This window comes from Paenibacillus sp. Y660, assembly GCF_057221575.1.
Genome location: NZ_JBXBBJ010000023.1, coordinates 1 through 24,500, shown reverse-complemented (window position 1 = coordinate 24,500; position 24,500 = coordinate 1). Strand labels below are relative to the sequence as shown.

The window sequence follows — 24,500 nt, the reverse complement described above, 5'->3', positions numbered from 1 at the left end:
ACTCCTCAAAATTACTGCTTACGACTACAATAGCAGATCCGCAACGGAATAACTGCGGGGTTAACAATAACGTCAAAAATTCGTCTTTTTTCTGTAATAGAAAGTTCACTGCTTAGACAACTGTTGCATTGCATTTAGGAGCATTCTTCACGCGAATTGCTGTACCTATGATTACCAAACTCATTCATTTTTGTCTCATGTCAAAAAGAAATAGACAGCCCCATCGGTCATCGACCAAATAGGACTGTCTATTGCTCCGCTAAATGCGGCCATTATTTGTGTTCATGCTCGCTCAATTCGTGGGGCGGCTGCTCTTGATTCAGGCGTGCGTGGACGAGTCCAATCGCTGTGCCGATGACATAAATATGAACGCTGCCGATTAGGAACCCGATGCCGACCATAAGTCCGACATTTTGATCGCTGAAGTGGCTTAAGTTGGCTACACTGAGCAGAACACCGATGGAAAGAACAACCCAAGCAATAGCTGTCATCGCTTTGACAAGACGCTTGACATCTGACTTAGAAGGCTGAACATGGCTAATTGTTGCTGTTTTCGTTGTCATATTGAACACTCCCGTTTACATTGTAAGTGTTTTCTTATGCTTACTATAACACAACATTATGCTTTTGTTCAAAGAAAATTCACTTTTTGATCATAAATCGGACAAAAATGTGCGAAGGTCATGGCATCGGCAAGAGCGGCAGCCACTATAGGATATGAAAGAAGCGGACTCTTTAGTCTGTCCACCAGCGCTTCAAATCCGTCCACCAAGAACGGCGGCCCGCCTTTGCTCCATCTCCCGCAGAATCGCTGCCGTCCTCGCCCGCTGGCTCGCCGCATACCTCAGTAGGCTCCGTCCCGCTTAGGAAAGCTTCTAGTCTCTTGTTCGGACAGCTGCTCTCCGCCAGCTTCCCGCTGGTCGGATCGATGTACACCGTCACGACGCCTTCCGGAATCGGGAAGATCTTAGGCGGTACGGAGGCAAGCGCCTGTTCGGTAAACTTGGCGAATATGGGCGCAGCGCGATAAGCCTCGGCAACGGTTAGCTTGCGATCCTTATCGTAGCCAACCCATACGGCTGTCGCCAGCTCGGGTGTATAGCCCACCAGCCATGCATCCGCAGGCGTCGTGCCTGTCTTGCCTGCAACAGGCCGCTTAATAATAGAAGAGACCCGGAATGCGGTGCCGCCTTCCTCGAAGACGCTCTCCATTAAGCTGGTCATCACATATGCCTCCGCTGCAGTCACTGCTTGCTCGGATTTATGCTCCGCTTCATATAAGATTTGGCCCTTGCGGTCCTCGATCCGAATAATCGCGATTGGCTCCTCATGAATGCCGCCATTTGCGAACGTGCCGAAGGCGGAGGCCATTTCAAACGGGCTGACCGGGAAGGTGCCAAGCGCGAGGGAGGGAACCGGCTGCATGGGACTCTCAATGCCGAGCTTCCGCGCGGTTTCAATGACTTTATCAGCGCCAACGGTCATGATTGTATTGACGGCGTAAATATTATCGGAGCTTGCCAGCGCCTTCCGCATATCGATTAACTCATTCAAATACTTATCGCCGTAGTTGCGAGGCTCGTATGTCTTGCGGCCTTCATCATAAGTGAACACGGTCGGCTCGCTCTTGTATCGCGTCATAGGCGACATATATCCGCTCTGCAGGGCAGTTAAATACAAGAAAGCTTTAAAGGAGGAGCCAGGCTGGCGCGTTTTGGCAAATACGCGGTTGTACTGGTTCTTCTTGTAGTTTCTGCCGCCGACCATCGCTTTGATATAACCGTTGCGCGGATCGATGGCAATAAGCGCGGCCTGCTGCTCCGAGCTTTCTGGAATCCCATCCGCAATGACCTCTTCGGCTGTCGCTTGGGCTTCCGGATCAAGCGTCGTATAGATCGTAATGCCGCCCTCGTTGAGCAAATGCTCGTTGATGCCTAGCTTGTCGACAGCTATATACCTTATATAATCACGAAAGTACGGCGCGAAACCCTCTTGCTCGCCAGAGCCGAGCGTTTGGAAGCTTAGCACCTCTGCATAAGCGGCATCCTTCTGCTTAGACGTGATGGAGCCGCCTTCGAGCATCGCCTGCAAAATGGTAAGCTGACGGTCCTTGGCGTTTTTCATATTCAAATAGGGGGAATAATATTTTGGCCCCTTCGGAATGCCGGCGAGCATGGCGCTTTCTGCAAGCGAGAGCTCGGAAGCATGCTTATTGAAATACATCATCGCAGCGGCTTCAATGCCGTAGGAGCCATGGCCGTAATAAATTTGATTCAGGTACATGCCGAGAATTTCATCCTTGGAGTAGCTCATTTCGAGCTGAACGGTATACATCGCTTCCTTCATTTTGCGCTGCCAGGTTCGCTCATGCGTCAAATACAGATTGCGTGCAAGCTGTTGAGTGAGGGTGCTCGCCCCTTGTCGCGCGGAGAAGCTCTGAACGTTCACCATAACGGCGCGCGCCATCCCCTTCATATCGAAGCCGCGATGATCGTAGAAGCGGCGATCCTCAATTGCCAGCGTTGCTTCAACAACGTAATGGGAAATATCCGACAGCTGAACCGAGCGGCGATTCTCGCCAGCATGGAAGGTGTCGATGACGTTGCCTTGCAGATCGAGCATTTGGGATGTCTGGCTGATGGCAGCGACAGGCAGCGTCTGCATGCGCAAGTAAATAAGCGTGCCCACCATGATGAGCACCATTAGAGTGAATGCGGCGGCAGTCCAACGCAGCCACTTTTTTATTTTCAAGAATTGGGGAAGGAACCTCTCGGTCATTATAGGAAAAGCAGGACGGCGTCTTGGCTTGCCCTGCTGGTTGGAAGGCTTTTTCATGGAGCGGGCTCCCTTCAGCGCATAGCTTCACTTTTCCTTAGTATGGAAAAACGGGGAACACCCTATTCACGCAGAGCCGGCGGATCATTAAATTTTTGTATAAAGGGTCGAAAAGGTTGCTTTTTTGGCCTAATTTACTATAATTACGATGAACGATTGAAGGAAAGAAGGGATTTTCGACATGGAATTGTGGTATACGGAAAAACAAACGGACAGCTTCGGCATTACGGCGAAGATTACGAAAACGTATGTTAATGAACAAACGGATTTTCAACAGCTTGATATGATCGAAACAGAAGAGTTCGGAACGATGCTTGTCCTTGACGGCATGGTTATGACAACGGTTAAGGATGAGTTCGTTTACCACGAGATGGTTGCGCATCCTGTTCTTTTTACGCATCCGAATCCGGAGTACGTGCTTGTAGTTGGCGGCGGAGACGGCGGCGTCATTCGTGAAGTGATGAAACACCCGAAGGTGAAGAAGGCTGTTCTAGTCGACATTGACGGAAAAGTTATTGAATACTCTAAAAAATATTTGCCAACCATCGCTGGCGAGCTCGACAACCCGCGAGTTGAAGTGCTTGTGAACGACGGCTTCATGCATATTCATGATCATAAAAACACATACGATGTCATTATGGTGGACTCGACAGAGCCGGTCGGCCCTGCTGCAAACCTATTCACGAAAGGCTTCTACCAAGGCATCTACGAGTCCTTGAAGGAAGACGGCATCTTTGTAGCGCAAACGGACAACCCTTGGTTCAAGGCTGACCTTATCCAAAGCGTAAACAAAGACGTGAAGGAAGTATTCCCGATCGTTCGTGTATACGGCGCGAACATTCCGACTTACCCAAGCGGTCTATGGACGTTCACGATGGGCAGCAAAAAGTACGATCCAACAGCTGTTGACGAGACAGCTATTCCAGAAATCGATACAAAATACTACACGCCGCGTCTTCACAAGGCAGCATTCGTGCTTCCTAAGTTCGTTGAGGATCTTATTAAGTAATAAGCGGCTTATGTTATGAAAGAGAGGACAAGCCTCATGAAATTGGATCAAAAATATTCAGGCAATGTCTTCATCCTGAGCTCTGACAACTATGAAGCTTCCAAAGCGGTTATCTACGGCATGCCGATGGATTTCACGGTAAGCTTCCGTCCAGGCTCGCGCTTTGGCCCTCCTCGCATTCGCGAGGTGTCGATTGGACTTGAAGAATACAGCCCTTACTTAGATCGCAGCCTTGAAGATATTGAATATTTCGATGCCGGCGACCTGCTGCTTCCATTCGGAAATGCAGCGCGCAGCTTGGAAATCATCGGTGAATTCGTTCGCGGCGTTCTGGACGACGGCAAAATCCCTGTTGGACTCGGCGGCGAGCATCTTGTTTCTTGGCCGATTTTCCAAGAGGTGTACAAGAAGTATCCGGATCTTGCGATCATCCACTTCGACGCTCACGCCGATCTCCGTGAGTCGTATGAAGGCGAGCCTCTGTCTCACTCGACGCCGCTGCGCAAAGCTGCCGGTCTAATGGGCGGACAGAACATTTACCAATTCGGTATCCGTTCGGGCTCACGCGAGGAATGGCAATTCGCACGGGAGAACATCAACTTCCATCCGTTCGAGGTTTTGGAGCCGCTGAAGAAGGTGCTTCCTGAACTCGAAGGCCGTCCGGTTTACTTGACGATCGATATCGATGTGCTTGATCCATCCGCAGCGCCTGGTACAGGTACAGCGGAAGCGGGCGGCATTACGTCGAAGGAGCTCATCGAATCGGTGCATGCGATTGCGCGTTCAGGCGTTAATATCGTTGGCTTCGATCTCGTTGAGGTAGCTCCTGCTTATGATCCAACTGAGCAAACGCAGATCGTTGCGGCGAAAGTCATCCGCGAGATGCTGCTAGGATTTTTGAAATAAATTCTATTTATAGTGAAGAGGCTTCGCCCAACCGGTAAATCCGGTTAGGGCGAAGCCTTTTCGCGTTATTTATAATAGATTCGACAAATTCTACAATATTCGACAAATTAATCGCATGACAATTCTGAATAATTAAATTATTATAATGAAGGTAAACAATGGAACATCAAGTTTATGCATGGGAATACTAGAAACAGAAGAGAAATTGAGGAGGAGTTTTTGTTGGCGAAAACCTACAAATCGATGTGGAAGGCAAGCTTGGCAGCGGCTGTTTCCGTCAGTCTTGCGGCAATGCCGCTCACGGTAATGGCGGCGGAATCAAGTGGAGGAGGTACCGTCCAGCTGCGTATTATGGAAACATCGGATCTGCATGTGAACATGATGAACTACGATTATTTTGCGGACAAGCCTACTGATGAATACGGACTGGCTAAGACGGCATCGCTCATCAAGAAAGCGCGTGGGGAAGCCCCGAACAGCCTATTGTTCGATAACGGCGACTTGATTCAAGGGAATCCGCTGGGCGATTATGTCGCCACGGTTGATAAGCTGAAGCAGGGCGAGACGCATCCTGTCTATAAGGCTATGAACTTACTTGGTTATGATGCAGGCAACTTAGGCAATCATGAATTCAATTATGGTTTGGAGTTTTTAGAAAATGCGCTTGCCGGGGCAGACTTCCCTTATGTAAATGCAAATATTTATAAGGCGGACGGCGATAAAGACGAATCGAACGACGTCAATTTGTTTAAGCCATACTTGATTCTTGATAAGGAAGTAACAGACGGTTCCGGCGCGAAGCATACGCTGAAGGTGGGCGTAATCGGCTTTATTCCTCCTCAAATTACACAATGGGATAAAGCGCATTTGGAAGGGAAGGTAGTCGTCAAAGATATCGTGAAGACGGCCGAGAAGTATGTACCGGAAATGAAGGCGAAGGGAGCGGATATCATTGTTGCGATTCCGCACTCTGGCTTTGAGGATATTCCGCAAACGCCGCTGATGGAAAACTCGGTGCTCTATTTGAGCAAGGTTGCAGGCATTAACGCCATTTTGTTCGGGCATGCGCATAAGGTGTTCCCTGACAAATCGTTTGAAGGGAAAACAGGCGTTGACCTCGCCAAAGGAACGATCAACGGCGTCCCTTCCGTGGAGCCGGGCTTCTGGGGAAATAATCTCGGCATTATAGATCTTACGCTTGAGAAGAAGGACGGAAAGTGGACGGTTGCTGATTCGAAGACCGCGGTTAAGCCTATCTTCGATACGGTGAACAAGAAGCCGCTTGTAGATGCAGATCAAGCCGTCGTAGATGCGGTGAAGGAGGATCATGAGAATACGCTGGCGTATGTACGGGGACCTGTCGGCAAGACGACAGCATCCATCAATAGCTGGTTTGCGCTCATTCAAGATGATCCTTCCATCCAAATCGTCACGAATGCGCAGAAATGGTATATCGAGAAGCAGCTGCAAGGAACGGAATACGAGGGCATTCCCGTGCTTTCGGCAGGCGCGCCGTTCAAAGCGGGCGGCCGTCAAGGGGCGAACTACTACACGAATATTAAAGCAGGCGACATAGCGATTAAGAACGTTGCCGACTTGTATTTGTACTCCAATACGGTAAATGCCGTGCTCGTTACGGGAGCGGAGCTTAGAGAATGGCTCGAGTGGTCGGCAGGCCAGTTCCTGCAGATCGATTCTGCGAGCAAGGAGAAGCAAGCGCTTATCAATAATGACTTTCCGACGTATAACTTCGATGTGATCGACGGCGTGACTTATCAGATCGATGTTACGCAGCCGCCGAAGTATGAAGCGAATGGCGTGCTTAAGAACGAGGGCGCGAAGCGGATCCTCAATTTGCAGTTTGACGCCAAGCCGATTAAAGAGGATCAAAAGTTCGTGGTTGCTTCCAACAACTACCGCGCTTCCTCCAGCAAATTCGCTAACCCGGATGGCAAACGAATCATTCTCGCCTCACCAGACGAGAACCGTCAGGTCGTCATTGATTACATTCGTAACAACAAAACGATCAATCCCTCTGCGGATGGCAACTGGTCGCTTGCTCCAATCAATGATACGGTGAATGTTACCTTCAAAACATCGCCGGAAGCGAAGACCGCGGATGAGGCGAACAAGCTGATCGCCTTTGCGGCAGATACAGAGGACGGCTATGCGGAGTTCAAGCTTGACCTTAGTGCGAAGGCCGTAGTGAAGCCGGCTGAGCCGGAAGTTAAGCCTACAAAGCCGGAAGTTAAGCCTTCAGAACCGAAAGCTAAGCCTACAAAGCCGGAAGTTAAGCCTACAGAACCGGAAGCTACGCCTACAGAGCCTGAGAAGCCGGTTGTGACTGTGCCTCAGACGCCTCAGGAGGCTGTATATACGGTCAAGTCAGGCGATACGCTCTATGCCATTGCCATCAAGCACGGAACGACGTGGCAGAAATTAGCGAGCTACAATAAGCTGAACAACCCGAATAAGATCTATCCGGGCCAAAAGATTAAAATACCTGTCAAGTAATCGACCTGCGTTGATAAAAAGACGTTTTCCGCGTAACGTTAGCGGAAAGCGTCTTTTTCGCTGCATGCGGCGGTTGTGCCCGTATGATCTAGGCTGGACTTAACTCATAATAAGTCGCAGCGGCAGCAGCGAGAACGAACATAAGGAGGAATAACCATGCGTATCTATTCGTTTCCGCCGGTTATCGATGAGCGTGCGCGCGTGCTTATTCTAGGGACGGCGCCGAGCGTGAAATCGCTGGAGCATCAGCAATTTTATGGACATCCGCAAAATTTTATGTGGCGCATTATCTATCGTTTGTTTAATGATTCCGATGCCGATCCAGTCTATGAGAATCGTCTCGCCTTCTTGAAAGAGCATCGCCTTGCGCTGTGGGATGTTATAGAATCTTGCGAGCGGGAAGGCAGTCTGGATGTAAATATACGCGGGGAAGTGCCGCAAAAGCTGCCAGAGCTTTTAGCAAAATATCCGGAGCTGCGCTGCTTCGCTTTTAACGGAAGCAAAGCATACGACACCTTTCATAAGTTTTATCGCGGTCATGAAAGCTTCAAAAATATCGCCCTGCTTAAGCTGCCGTCCTCTAGTCCCATCCCGACACCAAAGATGAGGACGCTTGAGGATCGGGTGGAGGCATGGCGGGTAATTGTGCCGTATACAACAACTTAACCGCGCTCTAGCGTTGAAATTGCGAGGCTTCCTGTATATAGTAGTTACATAAGATTAGACTGAACAGGAGTAAGATGATGGCTGAAAGCAGGAAAGTGCGAATTACTTTGGAGAGCGTGCAGGACGGAAGCTCGCACATCCACGCTTATGCGGGCGAATGGTTTCGCAAGGAACGGTCTATCTTTATCCGCTACAGCGAGCCGTCAGTTGAGGGCGAACCGAGTGCTGGCGAGGTGCGGACGCTTGTGAAATATCGACAAGGCGAGCTGTCCATCACAAGGCGAGGCGTCATCGAATCGGAGCAGCTATTTGTGCCCGGGCTCAGGCGGACTGGCCGCTACCACTCGGCGATGACGAATTTCTCGCTTGAGACGGATACGATGCAGCTGTCGCTGCAGATACCGAATGGCGATGGGACAAGTACAGTTGCTGAGACGCTGCCAACGGAGCTGCCTTTTACGCTGGAGTGGGAGTACGAGATGCACGTAGGTGAACAATTGTCGGGCCGTTTCCATATACGGCTCCATATACAGGAGGAACGAAATCAATGAATTCAAATGTGCTAGAAAAAATGTATGAGCAGGTTAAAGCGGCGATTGCCGATGCTGCTGTGGCTGCTGGCCTTGCGGCGCGGGAAGAGCTTCCTGCATTTGTGATTGAGGTCCCGAAGGATAAGTCGCATGGTGATTTGGCTACTAATGCCGCTATGCAGCTAACAAAGCTGGCTAAGAAAAATCCCCGCCAAATCGCGGAAGCGATCATTGCCCATCTGGATACGAAGCAAGCTTCAATCCAATCGGCTGAAATTGCGGGCCCGGGGTTCATTAACTTCCGAATGGACAACAGCTACCTATATCCGGTAGTGAGCGCTGCGCTTGAAGAGGGAGAAAACTATGGACGGACTTTAGATGGCAACGGCAAACGCGTCCAGGTAGAGTTCGTAAGCGCGAATCCTACAGGCAGCCTGCATCTTGGACATGCGCGCGGCGCGGCGGTTGGCGATGCTTTGTGCAATGTGCTCGACTATGCCGGCTATGACGTCACGCGCGAGTACTATATTAATGATGCCGGCAAACAAGTAGAGAACCTGGCTGTGTCCATCGAGGCCCGTTACCGCCAAGCGCTTGGACAAGCAGCGGAAATGCCGGAGGACGGCTACTATGGCGAGGACATTATCGGCTTCGCTAAGCTGCTCGTTGAACAAGAGGGAGATAAGCTGCTGGAGCTTCCAGATCAAGAACGGTTTACGTTTTTCCGCCAGTTCGGCCTGGAGCGGGAGCTCGACAAGATCAAGCGCGATCTCGGCAGATTCCGCGTAGGCTTTGACGTATGGTACAGTGAAACGGCCCTCTATGAGAGCGGGCAAGTGGAGCAAGGGCTAGAAGCGCTGAAAGCGACAGGTCATGTCTATGAAGAAGAGGGCGCAACATGGCTTTCGACGATGACGTTTGGCGATGACAAAAACCGCGTGCTCGTGAAAAATGACGGCTCATACACTTATTTGACGCCTGATATCGCGTATCACCGCGACAAATACAGCCGCGGCTTCGACCAGATGATCAACATTTGGGGTGCAGATCACCATGGTTATATCCCGCGAGTAAAGGCAGCTATGGAAGCACTCGGCAATGATCCGAAAAAATTGACGGTGTTGATTGCTCAAATGGTCAGCCTGTTCCAAAACGGCGAGAAAATGAAAATGTCGAAGCGTACGGGCAAAGCGGTTACGATGGAGGACCTCATGGACGAGGTTGGTATCGACGCCATTCGTTACTTCTTCTCTATGCGAAGCATGGATTCGCATCTTGATTTCGATATGGACCTAGCGATCTCTACTTCTAATGAGAATCCCGTGTTCTATGTGCAATATGCGCATGCGCGGATTTGCAGCATTTTCAGACAGGCAGAGGAGCAAGGCATTGTACTGAAAGCTACCGATGCCATTGATTTTAGCAAGCTTGTTGCAGAGGGAGAATTCGATCTGCTTCGCAAAATCGGCGAGCTGCCGCAGGAAGTAACCGAGGCGGCGACGCAATATGCACCGCATCGTCTTATTCGCTACGTGTATGAGCTGGCATCGCTGTTCCACAGCTACTATAGAGCAGAGCGCGTCATCACAGAGGATGCCGAGCAGTCGCAAGCACGCCTCGCATTGCTTGACGCCGTTCGCATCGCTATTGCTAACGTGCTGCGCCTAGTTGGCGTCTCCGCACCGGAGCGTATGTAATTCTCGTCATACAAAAGCAAGCCGTGGATTCATGATTTATCCACGGCTTGCATCATGCTCATCACATCAAGCTCGCCGATTGTTCGGCGGGCTTTGCTGCCTCTTAAGGGCTGCACAGAGCGTTTGATAATCGATTTGATTTCATTTGGCGAAAGCCCTGGCTTATGGGCAAGCAGCAGCGCAATCGCTCCGCTTACATGCGAGGTTGCCATTGAAGTGCCGCTCATCTCGTTGTATTTGCCGCGAAGCCAAGCAGACACAATTTTGTCGCCAGGCGCATATACGTCAATATGCGTGCCGCGGTTGCTGAACGGAGCGACTCGGCGCAGCTTGGTCGTTGCGCCAACAGCTATTGTCTGCGGATAGCGAGCGGGATAATCGACAGATCTCTTTTTTCCATCATTGCCGGAGGAGGCTACGATAATAACGCCTGCATTATGTGCGTTCGTGACGGCACCGAGCAGTGCTTTGCTCCTTGTCTTCATCCCGAAGCTCATGTTGATGACATTCATGCGATTCCGAATGCACCACTCGATTCCGAGAATGATGTCGGAGACGAAGGCGCTCCCATTATGGTCAAAAGCCTTGACTGGCGAGATGAGCGCACGCGGTGCTACGCCGATCATGCCCTGAAGCTGGTTGGCTGCAGCTATCGTTCCTGCAATATGTGTTCCATGACCATTATCGTCATGCGGGAGCATGCTGCGGTTCAATAGGTTGATGCCTCTCGAGAGAGAATGGCGAAGATCGGGATGGCTGAAGTCAGCACCCGTATCAATGACCCCTACTTTAACCCGATGGCCGGTCGTTGTGCTCCATGCCTGCGGGGCTTTTATTTGATTAACGCCCCAAGGTATACCTTTATCTACAATAATAGACTTTTGTGAGGATGAGGCATGAACGCTGATTTTGCAATCCCTTTCAATCCACACGCGTCCTGAGAATCGCTCCAGCGTTTCCTCGGCGGGCAATCGGCAAGATATTCCGCGGATGATTGGCATTTGTCTAATGCTCTTTCTGGGCGATGTTGACGAAGCGACCTGTGATATTTGCTGTACGAAGTGCCGGTAGTCGCTCGCACGCTGAAAGCGAACGATTCGCTTAACGGTCGTTGCGTCCGTGCAAGCCATCGTATCCTGCAGCAAACGGATAAAAGCGGCGGTGTCCAAACTTGGCTTCCCCTCCCGACGGACCATGCTGCACTATTGTATGAACGAGCGATTCATAACGCATGAGCCACTTGCCTTTTTTAACATAATTAGGCTTCAAACCGTGTCAAAAATCGTTAAGGGACATAGGATGAACAAAGAGTTCTCAGGGGCTCTTACGTCCAAGGTACGTTACCTAGTGTCATGGCCGGATGGATACAGTCAAAGCGGAAGGACTATCCTTTCGCTTTTTGCATTTAAGTCCAAGCTATACGGCCCGCTTGCTTTTTTGGAGGAAATAGGTTTTACTATACTTTGACTAGCGTAAACGACGGGTGCCAACCTCTGGCAGCGGCCGCTCGTTTAGTAAAGAAATGTGAGCGGTGTATAAGAGGAAATCGTACACGGTCCTTGCATTTAGATGGAAAGAACGCGTACATAATTTGAATGGCAAGAGAGGATGTGTCCATATGAGCAGCAGCAATTTTACGTTAAAGCTGGATCCTGAACGTATGAAGGAAATGCCTATGGTCGATTTGGCCTTTGAAGTGCTGAAAGCGGCTAATACCCCATACTACTATCGCGATCTAATGATGGAGATCGCTAAAATACGCGGTCTTTCCGCAGACGGAATCAACCAGTTCATCGCCCAAGTGTATACGGAAATCAACATCGATGGCCGTTTTGCTTGCGTTGGCAGCAACATGTGGGGACTGAAGCGCTGGTATCCGGTTGAGCGTTCCGAAGATCCTGTAGGCAATGCGAAGCGCACGCGCATCATCAACGATGACGATGATCTCGAAGATGACGATGTGTTTGCTGACGAGGAAGAGGATACTTACGCAGAGGCTGAAGAAGACTACGACGTATTCGACGAAGACCGTGAGGATTTCGAAGAGGCTGAAGAGGAAGCGGAAGTTGATGAGGAAGTTGGCATCGATGACGAGGAGCTGGACGAGGAAGAAGTCGGCGGCGAATTGGACGCGGATGACGAAGATGATTCGGATGATGATGAAGAGTTCGAGGATGGCGACAAGGACGACAAATAGTTAGCAAAACTTGCAAGGCTGTATAAGCGATAAGCTTATGCAGCCTTGCATTTTGCTGTGGTGCCAGCTAAGCCCTGAATAGACGGTGAAAGCCGTTTGCGGAGGAGTATGGCGCATCCTGTCAGTTTCTCTTGACAGGTCCTATAAGCGCAGAGTAAACTATCTCATGGGCTTAAGATTCGGTTAACAAATAACGCATACATGCGTGAACGGCTGATGCCCTCCTTTGGGGGCATGGACTCGTTCCGCGGTGAAATATAGGTAAAGTATAATGTTCATAACTTATGCTTTCTTATATTTTTATATATGCCAAAAAAGGAAAAGTGCCCCGTTGCTACGGGTGTCACTTTTTTTGTTTGTGGGGGATGGATCTGCAGGATGCATTTCCACAAACTGGATGGATAGGCAGAGTGTATCTGCATCCATGTTTATCGAGTAAATGGGCAAACCTAAACATTAACCATAGGAGCTTGGAGGGTATCATCACAGTGACCAAATATATTTTTGTAACCGGCGGCGTAGTGTCGTCCTTGGGCAAAGGGATAACAGCAGCCTCGCTCGGTCGATTGCTGAAGAACAGGGGCCTCAAAGTAACGATTCAAAAGTTTGATCCTTACATTAACGTGGACCCGGGAACGATGAGTCCATACCAGCACGGAGAAGTATTCGTCACCGATGATGGCGCAGAAACGGATTTGGATCTTGGTCACTATGAACGGTTCATCGATATTAACCTGTCGAAGAACAACAATGTGACATCCGGCAAAATCTATTCCAACGTCATTACCAAAGAACGCCGTGGCGACTATTTGGGTGGAACGGTTCAGGTCATCCCGCACATTACGAATGAAATCAAGGATCGTGTATTCCGCGCGGGCAAAGAAGCAGGTTCTGATGTCGTTATTACTGAAATCGGCGGCACCGTTGGCGATATCGAGAGCTTGCCTTTCCTTGAAGCGATCCGTCAAATCAAGAGCGATATCGGCCGCGACAACGTCATGTACATTCACGTTACGCTTATTCCTTATATCAAAGCGGCAGGCGAAGTGAAAACGAAGCCGACCCAGCATAGCGTTAAGGAATTGCGCAGCATCGGCATTCAGCCGAACGTGATCGTATGCCGTACGGAGCATCCGCTTGCTGAAGACTTGAAACGCAAGATCGGCTTGTTCTGCGATATCGATGCGAATGCAGTCGTGGAATGCCGCGATGCTTCGACATTATATGAAGTGCCTTTGATGCTTCGCGAAGAAGGTCTAGACGAGATCGTCGTCAACCATCTGAAGCTCAAAACGGATCAGCCGGATATGCGCGAATGGGAAAGTCTTGTTCAGCGCGTAAAAACGCTTCATAAGAAAACGGAAATCGCTATTGTCGGTAAATATGTAGCGCTTCACGATGCTTACCTAAGTATTGTAGAATCGCTTGAGCATGCGGGTATCGCTTCCGATTCCGTCGTTAAAATTCGCTGGCTGCATGCTGACGAGCTGACGGAAGAGAATGTGGACGAGCAGCTCAGCGGCGTTCACGGTATTCTTGTACCAGGCGGCTTCGGCGATCGCGGTATTGAAGGCAAGATTACAGCTATTAAGTACGCTCGCGAGAAGAAGATTCCATTCTTTGGTATTTGTCTAGGGATGCAGGTTGCTGTAATTGAACATGCTCGCAACGTGGTTGGACTAGCAAACGCGAATAGCTCGGAAATTAATCCGTCCACGCCGTATCCGGTTATTGACTTGCTGCCGGATCAGAAGGATATTGAAGATATGGGCGGTACGATGCGCCTTGGTCTGTACCCTTGCAAGCTCAAGCCTGATACGCTTGCTGCAAAGGAATATAATGACGAGCTCATATATGAGCGTCATCGTCATCGGTATGAGTTCAACAATGAGTACCGTGAAGCGATTGAATCGGCAGGCCTTACCATTTCCGGAACATCGCCGGACGGACGCCTCGTTGAAATGGTGGAAATGGCTGACCATCCTTGGTTCCTGGCCGTTCAATTCCATCCAGAATTTACTTCCAGACCGAACCGTCCGCAACCATTATTTCGTGGATTTGTTCAAGCTGCACTAAACTATTCCGAATAAAAGAGAAGTAAAATATCGTTATTTCGTTCAATGACATATTCTGTAACAACATCTAATAAGTTTTTCTCGATTCGAGAAGGATTATATACCCACTTAAGCGAATATATTAACGATTATGGAAGAGTTGGCCATTTATAGGAGCAAGCTCAGACGCGGGGGGATTTGGAGTTGGATAAGAAGAAAGTGTTGATCGTTGATGATCAGAACGGTATTCGCGTATTGCTTATGGAAGTGTTTAGCAGCGAGGGATACAATACGTTCCAAGCGTCTAATGGCAAGCTGGCTTTAGAAATCGTGAAGAACGATGCTCCGGATCTTGTACTGCTGGATATGAAAATACCCGGTATGGATGGTTTAGAAATTTTAAAGCATGTGAAGGCTATCGACCGTAATATTAAAGTGATTATGATGACCGCCTATGGTGAGTTGGATATGATTAAAGAAGCGACAGATCTCGGGGCATTAATGCATTTTACGAAGCCATTTGACATCGATGAGATGCGAATTGCGGTTAATATGCAGCTTCGAGGCGGCAATTCCACCAATCGGTTTGCAATAGGCTCTTAATTCAGTTTATAAACGGCATCGTCGCTTGTTGGAAGACGATGTCGTTTTTGCATTTTCTGGAAGCGGTAAAACGAGCTTTACTATTCCAAGGTGCATTATGTTATAATGGCTCAGAATGATAAGATGGAACGAGCTTGAAACAATCCGTTTGTTCGGAAGCAACAACCAAGCGTAATAACAGGAGCAAAGGTATTAAATCGCCTCAAATAGCAAGTGAGCTTAACACTCGCTTGATTTGGCGTTTTTTCCTTTATTCTCTTCCAAGTCTACGGGAGGAACTATAACTAGATGGAGAAATTGATGATACGCGGTGGACGGCCGCTTAGCGGTACCGTTCAAATCAGCGGGGCGAAGAACAGCGCAGTAGCGCTTGTGCCTGCCGCTATTTTAGCAGAATCAGAAGTAGTATTAGATAATTTGCCTATCATAAGTGATGTAGCGGTATACAGTGAGATTTTGCAGGAGCTTGGCGCAGTCGTAAAGCGCGACGGCGACATGATGCGCATTGATCCTTCCGAGCTAGTCTCGAAGCCAATGCCGAACGGGAAAGTAAAGTTATTGCGTGCATCCTATTACTTGATGGGAGCTATGCTAGGCAGGTTCGGGGAAGCGACAATAGGATTGCCGGGAGGCTGTAATTTTGAGCCGAGGCCAATCGATCAACATATTAAAGGTTTTGAGGCACTCGGAGCAACGGTAACCAATGACCATGGATCTATTCGAATTTCCGCCAAGCAGCTGCGCGGTGCGAAAATTTACCTCGACGTATCAAGCGTTGGAGCAACGATTAATATTATGCTTGCGGCCTCTCGGGCCAAGGGGTTAACGATTATCGAAAACGCGGCAAAAGAGCCTGAAATTATAGATGTAGCTACTCTCCTAAATGCCATGGGCGCAAAAATAAAAGGTGCCGGAACTGAGACGATTCGTATTGAAGGAGTCGATCAACTTCACGGTTGCCGCCATTCCATTATTCCCGATCGAATCCAAGCTGGTACGTATATGATTGCAGCTGCTGCAACGCGCGGCGATGTCCTTATTGATAATGTTATTCCAAAGCACTTGGAAGCGATGACCGCTAAGCTCGAGGAAATGGGTGTACAAGTCATTGAAATGGATGAATCGATCCGAATTATCGGAGCGCCAAAATATTCGTCGATCGATGTGAAAGCACTCGTATATCCTGGTTTCCCTACAGATCTTCAATCGCCTATGACAACCTTGCTTACGCAAGCAAGCGGAGTCAGCATTTTGACCGATTATGTTTATGGCACTAGATTTAAACATGTTCCTGAGCTTACGCGCATGGGAGCTGACATTCGCGTTGAAGGCCGTTCGGCCGTGATCGAGGGCGGAAAGCTTAATGCGGCTAAAGTGAAGGCTGCTGATTTGCGTGCAGGGGCTGCGCTTGTTGTTGCTGCGCTAACTGTTGACGAAGGCGTTACCGAAATATCGGGCGTCGAGTATATTGACCGAGGTTATGATAATTTAGTAGAGAATCTGCGCCGATTGGGTGCTGATGTATGGCGTGAGACGGAAGCTTCATCATAAGCAACAGGACGATGCGGACGCTGTGGAATAGACGGCGTCTAATTCGGCAATGATGGATAATCAAGCCTATGATTTTACTAGATATACAAAAATCATAATGAAAATTGAATAAAGTGGTGAGAACATGACAGACCTTCAGATCGCCGATCTAGAAGAGATGAAATTGACTGATCTATACAAATTAGCGAAGCAATTTCAGGTTCCGTACTACGGAACGCTTAAGAAGAAAGAATTGATTTTTGCTATTCTACGCGCACAGGCAGAGAAAAGCGGCCTCATGTTTATGGAGGGCGTACTCGATATTTTGTCAGAGGGCTTCGGATTTTTACGACCTATTAACTATTTGCCGAGCAAGGAAGATATTTATATCTCAGCTTCACAAATTCGCAGATTCGATCTCAGAAGCGGCGATCTTGTATCCGGGAAATGCCGTCCGCCGAAAGAGAATGAACGCTACTTTGGCTTGCTGCAGGTAAATGCCGTCAACGGCGAAAACCCTGAGACAGCATCCGAACGACTACACTTTCCTGCGCTTACTCCTCTTTATCCAGAAAAGAAGCTGGTGCTTGAGACGACGCAGTCGAAGCTGTCCACTCGAATGATGGATTTGCTCGCTCCTGTAGGACTCGGTCAACGCGGACTCATTGTTGCTCCTCCTAAGACGGGGAAAACATTGCTGCTCAAAGAAATCGCCCACAGTATTTCAGAAAACCGTCCCGATATCAAACTGTTCGTTCTGCTCATTGATGAGCGTCCCGAGGAAGTTACAGATATGCAGCGCTCCGTCAAAGGAGAGGTTATTGCCTCTACGTTCGATGAGCTGCCTGAAAATCATATTAAAGTAGCTGAGCTTGTGCTTGAGCGTGCACTTCGCCTTGTTGAACACAAGAAGGATGTTGTGATTCTGATGGACAGCATCACTCGTCTTGCTAGGGCGTATAACTTGGTTATTCCTCCATCTGGTCGAACGCTAAGCGGCGGTATCGATCCGGCAGCGTTCCATCGTCCGAAACGGTTCTTTGGCTCGGCGCGAAACGTTGAAGAGGGCGGCAGCTTGACAATACTTGCGACTGCGCTGATTGAAACGGGCTCGCGTATGGATGATATCATTTATGAAGAATTTAAAGGTACTGGCAATATGGAGCTTCATTTGGATCGCAAGCTGTCCGAGCGCCGTATATTCCCTGCACTAGATATGCGTAGATCAGGAACTAGACGCGAAGAGATGCTTTTGACGAAGGAAGAGCTTGATAAGGTATGGGCCATCCGCAGAGGGATGACAGATACGCCAGACTATGTCGATAATTTCTTGAAGAAGCTTAAGGACAGCGAGAACAATGAACAGTTCCTCATGTCACTAGATACAACGGTAGAAGCGAAACCGGAGCGTTCCAGCATCAAAAGCAGCACCACAGCGACCAGCAGGCGTCCTACGCCTAGAACGACGCACGGATCGTAAGACCGCAGGAGGGAGTACAGCATGAATCTCGTATATGCGGATGAACAAGGAAATGTTTTTGACCATCCAGAATTTGTGGCTTTAGGAAGAAGCGGCGACATGATCGTTGAAATTATGGAAGATGAATTGATTCCTCTTCCTAATGGAGCGACGTTAGTTAGCTTGCCCTTCACTAGGCCAATAGGTCTTAACCCGGAAACGGGCGAAATGCAGGTGATACCTGGCGGAGCGCAAGCGGTAGGCGCTTTGCTGCCGCAGGGCTTTACTCGTCTATGCTTGCCTGGCTATGTGAAAGCAGATAAGAACGAGAAGCTTCCGTTGTTTGGCTATACGGCAGTCGTATGGAAAGACGGCAACTTCTATGTTACGGCGGAGCAGAGCGATGATCCAGAGAGATGGGATCCGCTTAACTGCGATCGTGGTGAGCTAGGTATTCAAGTTGAGCGTATACTTGCGAAATACCCGGAAAATCGTCTGTATAAGCATCTGTCCAATTGTGCTTTAGGCTATGAGTGCTTAACCTCTTCCAACACTTTTCTAGGACGATGGGAAGGCGCGGTGCCAGTATCCTATTCTTGCAATGCGGGCTGCTTTGGCTGTATTTCGGAGCAACCCGATGACAGCGGCTTTGTGGCCCCACAGACACGGATGAACTTCAAACCGACAGTCGACGAGGTTGTCGAAATTATGCTGGAGCACTTGCGCGAGCCGGAATCGATTATTAGCTTCGGTCAAGGCTGCGAGGGCGAGCCCTCGACGCAAGCAAAAATCATTGTTGAAGCTATGAAGCGCGTACGCAGCCAAACCTCGCTTGGTTACATTAACATTAACACCAATGCTGGATTGACGGACTTCATGCGTGCCATCGTTGATGCAGGACTTAACCTGATGCGTGTGAGTACGATTAGCGCACTTGACGATCATTACAATGCATATTACAAGCCTCGCGGCTATACGTTGAAAAATGTCGAGAAGTCGCTCAAATATGCATCCGATAAAGGCGTTTATACATCCATCAACTATTTAATTTTCCCAGGGGTTACAGACCGCGAGGAAGAGATTGAAGCGATGATCGGATTTGTGAAGCGCACAGGTTTAAAGCTGATCCAAATGCGCAACCTGAATATTGATCCAGAAAGCTATTTGGCGATTATTCCGAAGGCGCAGGGTGAAATTTACGGGATGAAGCAAATGCTGGAGATATTCAGGGAAGAGCTCCCTGATGTTGTCATCGGCTCCTATACGCATGTACCGCCCGCCGCGCTGTTAAAATAAGTGCCCAGTGAACGGTAATTTCATCTAATATTGTCATATGAGCGATTATTCATTGCAACAGCAAATCAGTTCATGCTATAATCCGAGATGTGTGATTTAACTCTGGGTCCGCATGCGATTCAGGGCAGAAAGAGGTGAACGAGATGAAACAAGCTATTCATCCGACATACCACATCATTACAGCAACTTGCGCTTGTGGAAATTCCTTCGAGACTGGTTCGATTAAACCGAGCCTTCGCGTAGAGGTTTGTTCCCAATGCCACCCATTCTACACGGGTAAGCAAAAGTTCCTGGATGCTGGCGGCCGCGTCGATCGTTTCAAGAAGAAATACGGTATTTAATCCTACAAGTCGTTCCGCCTTTAATTGGCAGAATACAAGAGCCTCCCTCAGCCATCCTATTGGATAGAAGGGAGGTTTTTTGATTGGATAAGAAACCATTCGATTCGGATAAGCGGCTTAGCTTTAGTCGATTAACAATTACGGCAACATGTGTGGTGGCTCTAGCCATAGCGCTCTCTGGCTGCGGCAACAGCAAGCAGGAGAACAGGCTTAAAACTTATGGCCATGATGGATATATGGGTTACTCCAACAGCAATCCAAACTTGCCCAATCGTTATGAATACCTTAATTATAATGCGGACGGCAATTTTATCGAGCAGGTGCTAAAGCCTATTCCAGGCATTGAACGCACCAATATTTATTTTAACGGTACAGACCTGCATGTGAATTTAAACGCCAAAAATAACCTTTCTGATGGACAAGTAGAGCAGCTGCGCGCAAAGGCGCAGTCGGTGGTACAGTATAATATGCCGCGTTATAAGGTACATGTGGAAGTAAAACGATAAAAAACAGTAATCTATTTCCAAGTCTATGGACGAGTTGCGCTTTACCTCGTAATCGGCTATACTTATTTTTGCCGTGCTAGATGGGGAGGTAGCGGTGCCCTGTAACTCGCAATCCGCTGTAGCGAGGTTGAATTCCTATTTGAGGTTATGCCGATATGGGGTCTTGGCACTTGCGAGCAGTGTTGACGGTTGGGTCCTCCGCAATGGACGTTTGTGAACGGGTCAGGTCCGGAAGGAAGCAGCCATAAGCAAATTAGTTCATGTGCCGGGGGAGTGCCTGACTCGAGCTGTAGTGCAAGGATGTCGCCTGGGTCGCATTTATCAGGAGTAGGTGCACGGTACTGAATTTCTTCTTTAAATGAATGCCAAATACAAAAGTAGCACCTGTGGACGCTGTTCGATGTTTTTGTCGGAAATAGCGATTGCAGGTGTTTTTGTTTGTGAATCTTTTGTTTGCATAGCATTATGACGGGCAAAAGAAAGTTTTGCTTGCTACACAGTTGTTGTATAATAGAGGAATAGCCATTCTATTTTGAAATGAAAAGGCAACATGAAAGGAAAGGTCTGCGTGTCACATATCGCTTTATATCGTGCCTGGCGTCCGCAGACGTTTCAGGACATGGTTGGTCAACAGCATATTATCCAAACGCTGCAAAATTCAATTCGCGAACAGCGCGTGTCGCATGCTTATCTTTTTAATGGTCCGCGTGGGACCGGCAAGACCAGCGCCGCGAAAATTTTGGCGAAAGCGGTTAACTGCGAACGTGGTCCAGCTGAAGAGCCCTGTAATGAATGCGATGCTTGCATAGGGATTACTGCTGGGCATATTATGGATGTAATCGAGATAGATGCTGCATCCAACCGCGGTATTGATGAAATTCGTGATATACGAGATAAAGTGCGATATGCCCCTTCAGAGGTGCGGTTCAAAGTTTATATTATAGATGAAGTACATATGCTCACGGCCGAGGCATTTAATGCCTTGCTCAAGACATTGGAGGAGCCGCCGGGGCATGTTATTTTTATCTTGGCGACAACTGAACCGCATAAGCTGCCTGCTACGATCATCTCGCGCTGTCAGCGGTTTGATTTTAGGCAGGTTTCGCTGGAAGAGCAGACGGCGCACTTGTTAAAGATTTGCCGCGAAGAAGGCATACAGGCTGACGAGGACGCGATTGCTTACATTGCGCGGCTGTCGGAAGGCGGGATGCGGGATGCGATAAGCTTGCTTGAGCAGGTTTCTGCTTTTGCCGGCGACCGCATCACGCTTGAGGCAGCGGTAGATGTGACCGGCGGCATGGCTGCTGATCATTTCTATCAGCTTGCTGAGGCTGTTAAGGATCGTAATGTAGCGTCGGTTATGCCGCTTGTGGAAAGCTTGATGCAGGCCGGCAAGAGTGCGGACAAATGTATGGAGAACTTGATCTATTACTTCCGTGACTTGCTGGTGATGAAGCTTGCTCCTCAAGGCGGCGCAACGGAACGGATCGTTGATCCAGAACGCTTTAAAGCGATGGCGGAAGCCTTTACTGCTGGGCGACTGTTTGCGATGATCGATACGCTGAACCGCTATCAGGTGGAGCTGAAGCACGCATCGCAGCCGCAAACGCTGTTTGAGGTGGCGCTGATGAAGCTCTGTACGCTGAGTGAAGAACAATCTTCAGGCGGAGGAGCTGCATCCGGCTCTGCTTCTACTGGCGTGCAATCAGCCGAAGTGGCCCGATTGCGCCAGCAGGTTGAAGCGCTTGAGCGCAAGCTGGAGCAAGCGCTGCAGAATGGCATAGCTGCTGGCGGGAGTTCGTCTTCCGCTGACAATGCGGCCAGCAAGCAAGCGGCGCGCACGAACGCGGTTCGCAGCTCGTTTGGCGGATCGGGCGGCATAGCTCGCTCTTCCGTTAAGCTCGATCCTTACTTAGCGTCGGCAGGCAGTCCCGAATTCAATCAATTCCGCATGAAATGGAATGATGTTCTGCAGGGCGTGAAGGACGCCAAAATAACGGTTCACGCGTGGTTGAAGGATGGCGAGCCTGTCGCTTCCGCCGATGACGCGATACTCGTCGCATTCAAAAATACGATGCACCGGGAAACGACCGAAAAGCCAGCCAATCGTGATATTATAGAGAAAGTCATGCATGATGTCCTTGGCGGTTCGTTCCGGATCGTTACGGTCATGATGAAGGATTGGCAGGCTGCGGCACAAGGCGCTAGTGCGCAGAAGACCGAGACGCTTCAATTGGAGCCCGAGGCTTCTGATGCACCGCAAAACCCAAGCAGACCTGTTTGGGTGGAAGAAGCCGTTAAGCTTTTTGGGGAAGATTTAGTAGTTGTGAAGGATAACGATTAAATACTAATGATGAGGTGATTTCAAATGAACAACATGAACCAAATGATGAAGCAAGTGAAGAAGATGCAAGATCAAATGATGAAAGCGCAAGAAGAGCTTGAAACAAAGACAGTTGAAGGAACAGCAGGCGGCGGTGTCGTTACTGTATCGGCAAACGGTCATAAGAAACTGCTAAGCATTACAATTAAACCTGAAGCTGTAGATCCAGAAGATGTAGAAATGCTGCAAGATCTTGTGCTTACTGCAGTTAACGACGCGCTTTCTAAAGTGGATGAGCTGGCGAACAAGGATATGGGCAAATTCACAGGCGGAATGAAAATTCCAGGATTGTTCTAAGAAGAACCGCGCGCTTTCGTTTGAAAGGAGCTGTACCTAGTTTTGTATTACCCCGAACCGATAGCGAAATTAATTGATGCTTTTACGCGATTACCGGGTATAGGACCCAAAACGGCCGCCCGTCTGGCGTTCCATGTGCTTCGAATGAAAGAAGACGACGTCATAGATTTTGCGAAGGCGCTAGTAAGCGTTAAGCGCAATTTGTTCTATTGCTCGGTTTGCTGCAACATTACGGATACCGATCCGTGCAGAATTTGCCAAGACAAGTCTCGCGATAATTCTGTCATTTGCGTCGTTCAAGAATCGAAGGATCTTGTCGCTATAGAGCGGATGAAGGATTACCAAGGGCAATACCATGTTCTGCAAGGCGCAATCTCTCCCATGGAGGGCATTGGACCAGATGAAATTCGAATTGCAGAGCTGTTGCGAAGGTTAAGCGATGAACGAGTACAGGAGCTCATACTGGCAACTAACCCGAACATTGAAGGCGAAGCGACAGCGATGTATTTATCGAGGCTTATCAAACCATTTGGCATTCGTGTGACGCGGATTGCACATGGATTGCCTGTTGGCGGCGATCTTGAGTATGCGGATGAGGTTACACTTTCCAAAGCGTTGGAAGGCCGACGGGAAATAAACTAGCGGTAAGCACAATAAAGGGCGACAGGTCGAGAATATTCTCACCTGTCGCCTTTTTGCTTTCTCTAGATGGGCTAGCAATCTCTCAAGATCTCGTTCTATTCCGATGTCCAAGCCTATACATATAGTAAAGAACGGTAAGGACATCGGACATGTGGGAGGGATTCGTTTGAAGAACAAGCATCAGGCGACCTTGGAAAAAGAGGTTAAACAAATGGATGAAATTCGAATCGAAATAGCTGAAGCGCACCGAGAATGGGAGAACGCGAATCGCTATTTTAATTACGCACACGGTAAGGATCAAATCGATTACGCCATTTACTGCATGATTACAGCCGAAAAGAGATATGATATGCTGCTTCGCTTGGCGAAGCGTACAAGCAATAACTGGCCAGCCTGGAGAGGAGTAATGAAATGAAAACAATTTGGTTGTCGGTATTTATTGTATCTAGCCTTTTATTGGCAGTCGTCTTATTAAGAAATAAGCTTACGTGGGGTATGCTTCGCGGATTTGCGCTTCACCTTGTTTTGGCAGCGGGGTTATTGTATGTGCTGAACTACTCCGAGGCGGTGCCGGGTATGTATATTCCGCTGAATCCCGTTACGATTGGTACGGTGCTTACTTTAGGCGTTCCTGGAATAGCCTTAATTGTCGGCCTTCAATGGGTGGTAGTGTAGGACTATACAAAAAAAGGTTTGGCTAAAAGGTTGACGCGAGAAGCGATTATATGCTACATTAGTTCTCGCGCCAAGAGTAAGTAAACAAGCTTCAAAAAAAGAAATAAAAAAATTACTTGCATTAACTTGGGCATCTGTGATATATTATAAAAGTCGCCAATGAGACGCACGGCCGACACGAAAGAAAAGATTGCTCTTTGAAAACTGAACAACGAGTAATAACTGCCCTTGCGATTCTAACGAATCGTAAGAAAAAGCGATAAAAAGTAATGAGCATTTCAAACACTTGAAGCTTTCTCTTCGACATCGCGTCGAAGCGAAAACTTCCATTTGGAGAGTTTGATCCTGGCTCAGGACGAA

22 protein-coding genes and 1 other RNA gene are annotated in these 24,500 nt (G+C 48.7%); 20 read left to right on the top strand and 3 right to left on the bottom strand.

Translation table 11 applies throughout. The features are described from left to right. Positions 1–272: 272 nt before the first annotated feature. Together AC2TDN_RS20830 and AC2TDN_RS20825 are read right to left on the bottom strand one after the other, a co-directional pair. A complete protein-coding gene (locus AC2TDN_RS20830; RefSeq protein WP_482069333.1) occupies positions 273–563 on the bottom strand; it encodes a hypothetical protein in 291 nt (96 codons plus the stop codon). A 172-nt stretch (positions 564–735) separates the two neighbouring features. Then, a complete protein-coding gene (locus tag AC2TDN_RS20825; RefSeq protein WP_482069334.1) occupies positions 736–2,835 on the bottom strand; it encodes a transglycosylase domain-containing protein in 2,100 nt (699 codons plus the stop codon). Positions 2,836–3,016: 181 nt separating this feature from the next. Here AC2TDN_RS20825 and speE point away from each other — a divergent pair, with 181 nt between their 5' ends. From speE to argS, 6 genes are all read left to right on the top strand, one after another. Next, positions 3,017–3,844 (top strand): polyamine aminopropyltransferase, encoded by an 828-nt coding sequence (gene speE / locus AC2TDN_RS20820; protein WP_482069335.1) that lies wholly within the window; start codon positions 3,017–3,019, stop codon positions 3,842–3,844. A 36-nt stretch (positions 3,845–3,880) separates the two neighbouring features. Beyond that, entirely contained in the window at positions 3,881–4,750 is an 870-nt protein-coding gene (speB, locus tag AC2TDN_RS20815) for an agmatinase (protein ID WP_482069336.1), read from the top strand. A 243-nt stretch (positions 4,751–4,993) separates the two neighbouring features. Continuing rightward, the gene (locus AC2TDN_RS20810) at positions 4,994–7,264 is read left to right on the top strand and encodes a bifunctional 2',3'-cyclic-nucleotide 2'-phosphodiesterase/3'-nucleotidase (RefSeq protein ID WP_484690084.1); all 2,271 of its coding nucleotides are present in this window, start codon (positions 4,994–4,996) and stop codon (positions 7,262–7,264) included. A gap of 156 nt (positions 7,265–7,420) precedes the next feature. Continuing rightward, positions 7,421–7,930, top strand: coding sequence for a DNA-deoxyinosine glycosylase (locus tag AC2TDN_RS20805; protein WP_482069337.1), 510 nt, complete (start codon positions 7,421–7,423; stop codon positions 7,928–7,930). A gap of 77 nt (positions 7,931–8,007) precedes the next feature. After that, complete coding sequence (locus AC2TDN_RS20800) at positions 8,008–8,481, top strand: YwiB family protein (RefSeq protein ID WP_484690056.1); 474 nt, start codon at positions 8,008–8,010, stop codon at positions 8,479–8,481. Continuing rightward, positions 8,478–10,157, top strand: a complete 1,680-nt coding sequence (gene argS / locus AC2TDN_RS20795; protein ID WP_484690055.1) for an arginine--tRNA ligase — start codon at positions 8,478–8,480, stop codon at positions 10,155–10,157. The genes AC2TDN_RS20800 and argS overlap by 4 nt, the downstream gene beginning before the upstream one ends. 29 nt (positions 10,158–10,186) lie before the next feature. On the opposite strand, the gene AC2TDN_RS20790 is transcribed toward argS, so the two are convergent. After that, positions 10,187–11,326: a S8 family peptidase gene (locus AC2TDN_RS20790; RefSeq protein WP_484690054.1), complete on the bottom strand. Its 1,140-nt coding sequence runs from the start codon at positions 11,324–11,326 to the stop codon at positions 10,187–10,189. Between the two features lie 449 nt (positions 11,327–11,775). On the opposite strand from AC2TDN_RS20790, the gene rpoE reads away from it, so the two are divergent. The 14 genes from rpoE to AC2TDN_RS20720 all read left to right on the top strand — a co-directional run bounded on the left by rpoE (position 11,776) and on the right by AC2TDN_RS20720 (position 24,140). Next, the gene (rpoE, locus tag AC2TDN_RS20785) at positions 11,776–12,354 is read left to right on the top strand and encodes a DNA-directed RNA polymerase subunit delta (RefSeq protein ID WP_482069341.1); all 579 of its coding nucleotides are present in this window, start codon (positions 11,776–11,778) and stop codon (positions 12,352–12,354) included. A gap of 488 nt (positions 12,355–12,842) precedes the next feature. Further along, positions 12,843–14,444 (top strand): CTP synthase, encoded by a 1,602-nt coding sequence (pyrG, locus tag AC2TDN_RS20780; RefSeq protein WP_482069342.1) that lies wholly within the window; start codon positions 12,843–12,845, stop codon positions 14,442–14,444. A gap of 168 nt (positions 14,445–14,612) precedes the next feature. Then, positions 14,613–15,011: a response regulator gene (locus AC2TDN_RS20775; RefSeq protein WP_482069343.1), complete on the top strand. Its 399-nt coding sequence runs from the start codon at positions 14,613–14,615 to the stop codon at positions 15,009–15,011. A 288-nt stretch (positions 15,012–15,299) separates the two neighbouring features. Then, positions 15,300–16,562, top strand: a complete 1,263-nt coding sequence (locus tag AC2TDN_RS20770) for a UDP-N-acetylglucosamine 1-carboxyvinyltransferase (RefSeq protein ID WP_484690053.1) — start codon at positions 15,300–15,302, stop codon at positions 16,560–16,562. A 124-nt stretch (positions 16,563–16,686) separates the two neighbouring features. Next, positions 16,687–18,021, top strand: a complete 1,335-nt coding sequence (gene rho / locus AC2TDN_RS20765) for a transcription termination factor Rho (RefSeq protein WP_482069345.1) — start codon at positions 16,687–16,689, stop codon at positions 18,019–18,021. Positions 18,022–18,042: 21 nt separating this feature from the next. Continuing rightward, on the top strand, positions 18,043–19,296 hold the full coding sequence (locus tag AC2TDN_RS20760) for a radical SAM family protein (RefSeq protein WP_482069346.1): 1,254 nt from the start codon (positions 18,043–18,045) through the stop codon (positions 19,294–19,296). A gap of 143 nt (positions 19,297–19,439) precedes the next feature. Further along, positions 19,440–19,637, top strand: a complete 198-nt coding sequence (gene rpmE / locus AC2TDN_RS20755; RefSeq protein ID WP_053373265.1) for a 50S ribosomal protein L31 — start codon at positions 19,440–19,442, stop codon at positions 19,635–19,637. Between the two features lie 83 nt (positions 19,638–19,720). Further along, entirely contained in the window at positions 19,721–20,143 is a 423-nt protein-coding gene (locus tag AC2TDN_RS20750; RefSeq protein ID WP_482069347.1) for a hypothetical protein, read from the top strand. A 71-nt stretch (positions 20,144–20,214) separates the two neighbouring features. Further along, positions 20,215–20,482, top strand: an RNA gene (gene ffs, locus AC2TDN_RS20745) — signal recognition particle sRNA large type. Between the two features lie 229 nt (positions 20,483–20,711). Continuing rightward, positions 20,712–22,487, top strand: coding sequence for a DNA polymerase III subunit gamma/tau (gene dnaX / locus AC2TDN_RS20740; RefSeq protein WP_484690052.1), 1,776 nt, complete (start codon positions 20,712–20,714; stop codon positions 22,485–22,487). Between the two features lie 24 nt (positions 22,488–22,511). Then, complete coding sequence (locus tag AC2TDN_RS20735; protein WP_053373263.1) at positions 22,512–22,823, top strand: YbaB/EbfC family nucleoid-associated protein; 312 nt, start codon at positions 22,512–22,514, stop codon at positions 22,821–22,823. A gap of 42 nt (positions 22,824–22,865) precedes the next feature. Further along, entirely contained in the window at positions 22,866–23,465 is a 600-nt protein-coding gene (gene recR / locus AC2TDN_RS20730) for a recombination mediator RecR (protein WP_484690051.1), read from the top strand. A gap of 166 nt (positions 23,466–23,631) precedes the next feature. Further along, positions 23,632–23,880, top strand: a complete 249-nt coding sequence (locus tag AC2TDN_RS20725; protein ID WP_482069350.1) for a DUF2508 family protein — start codon at positions 23,632–23,634, stop codon at positions 23,878–23,880. Next, complete coding sequence (locus AC2TDN_RS20720) at positions 23,877–24,140, top strand: pro-sigmaK processing inhibitor BofA family protein (RefSeq protein WP_482069351.1); 264 nt, start codon at positions 23,877–23,879, stop codon at positions 24,138–24,140. The genes AC2TDN_RS20725 and AC2TDN_RS20720 overlap by 4 nt, the downstream gene beginning before the upstream one ends. The last annotated feature ends 360 nt before the right edge of the window (positions 24,141–24,500 follow it).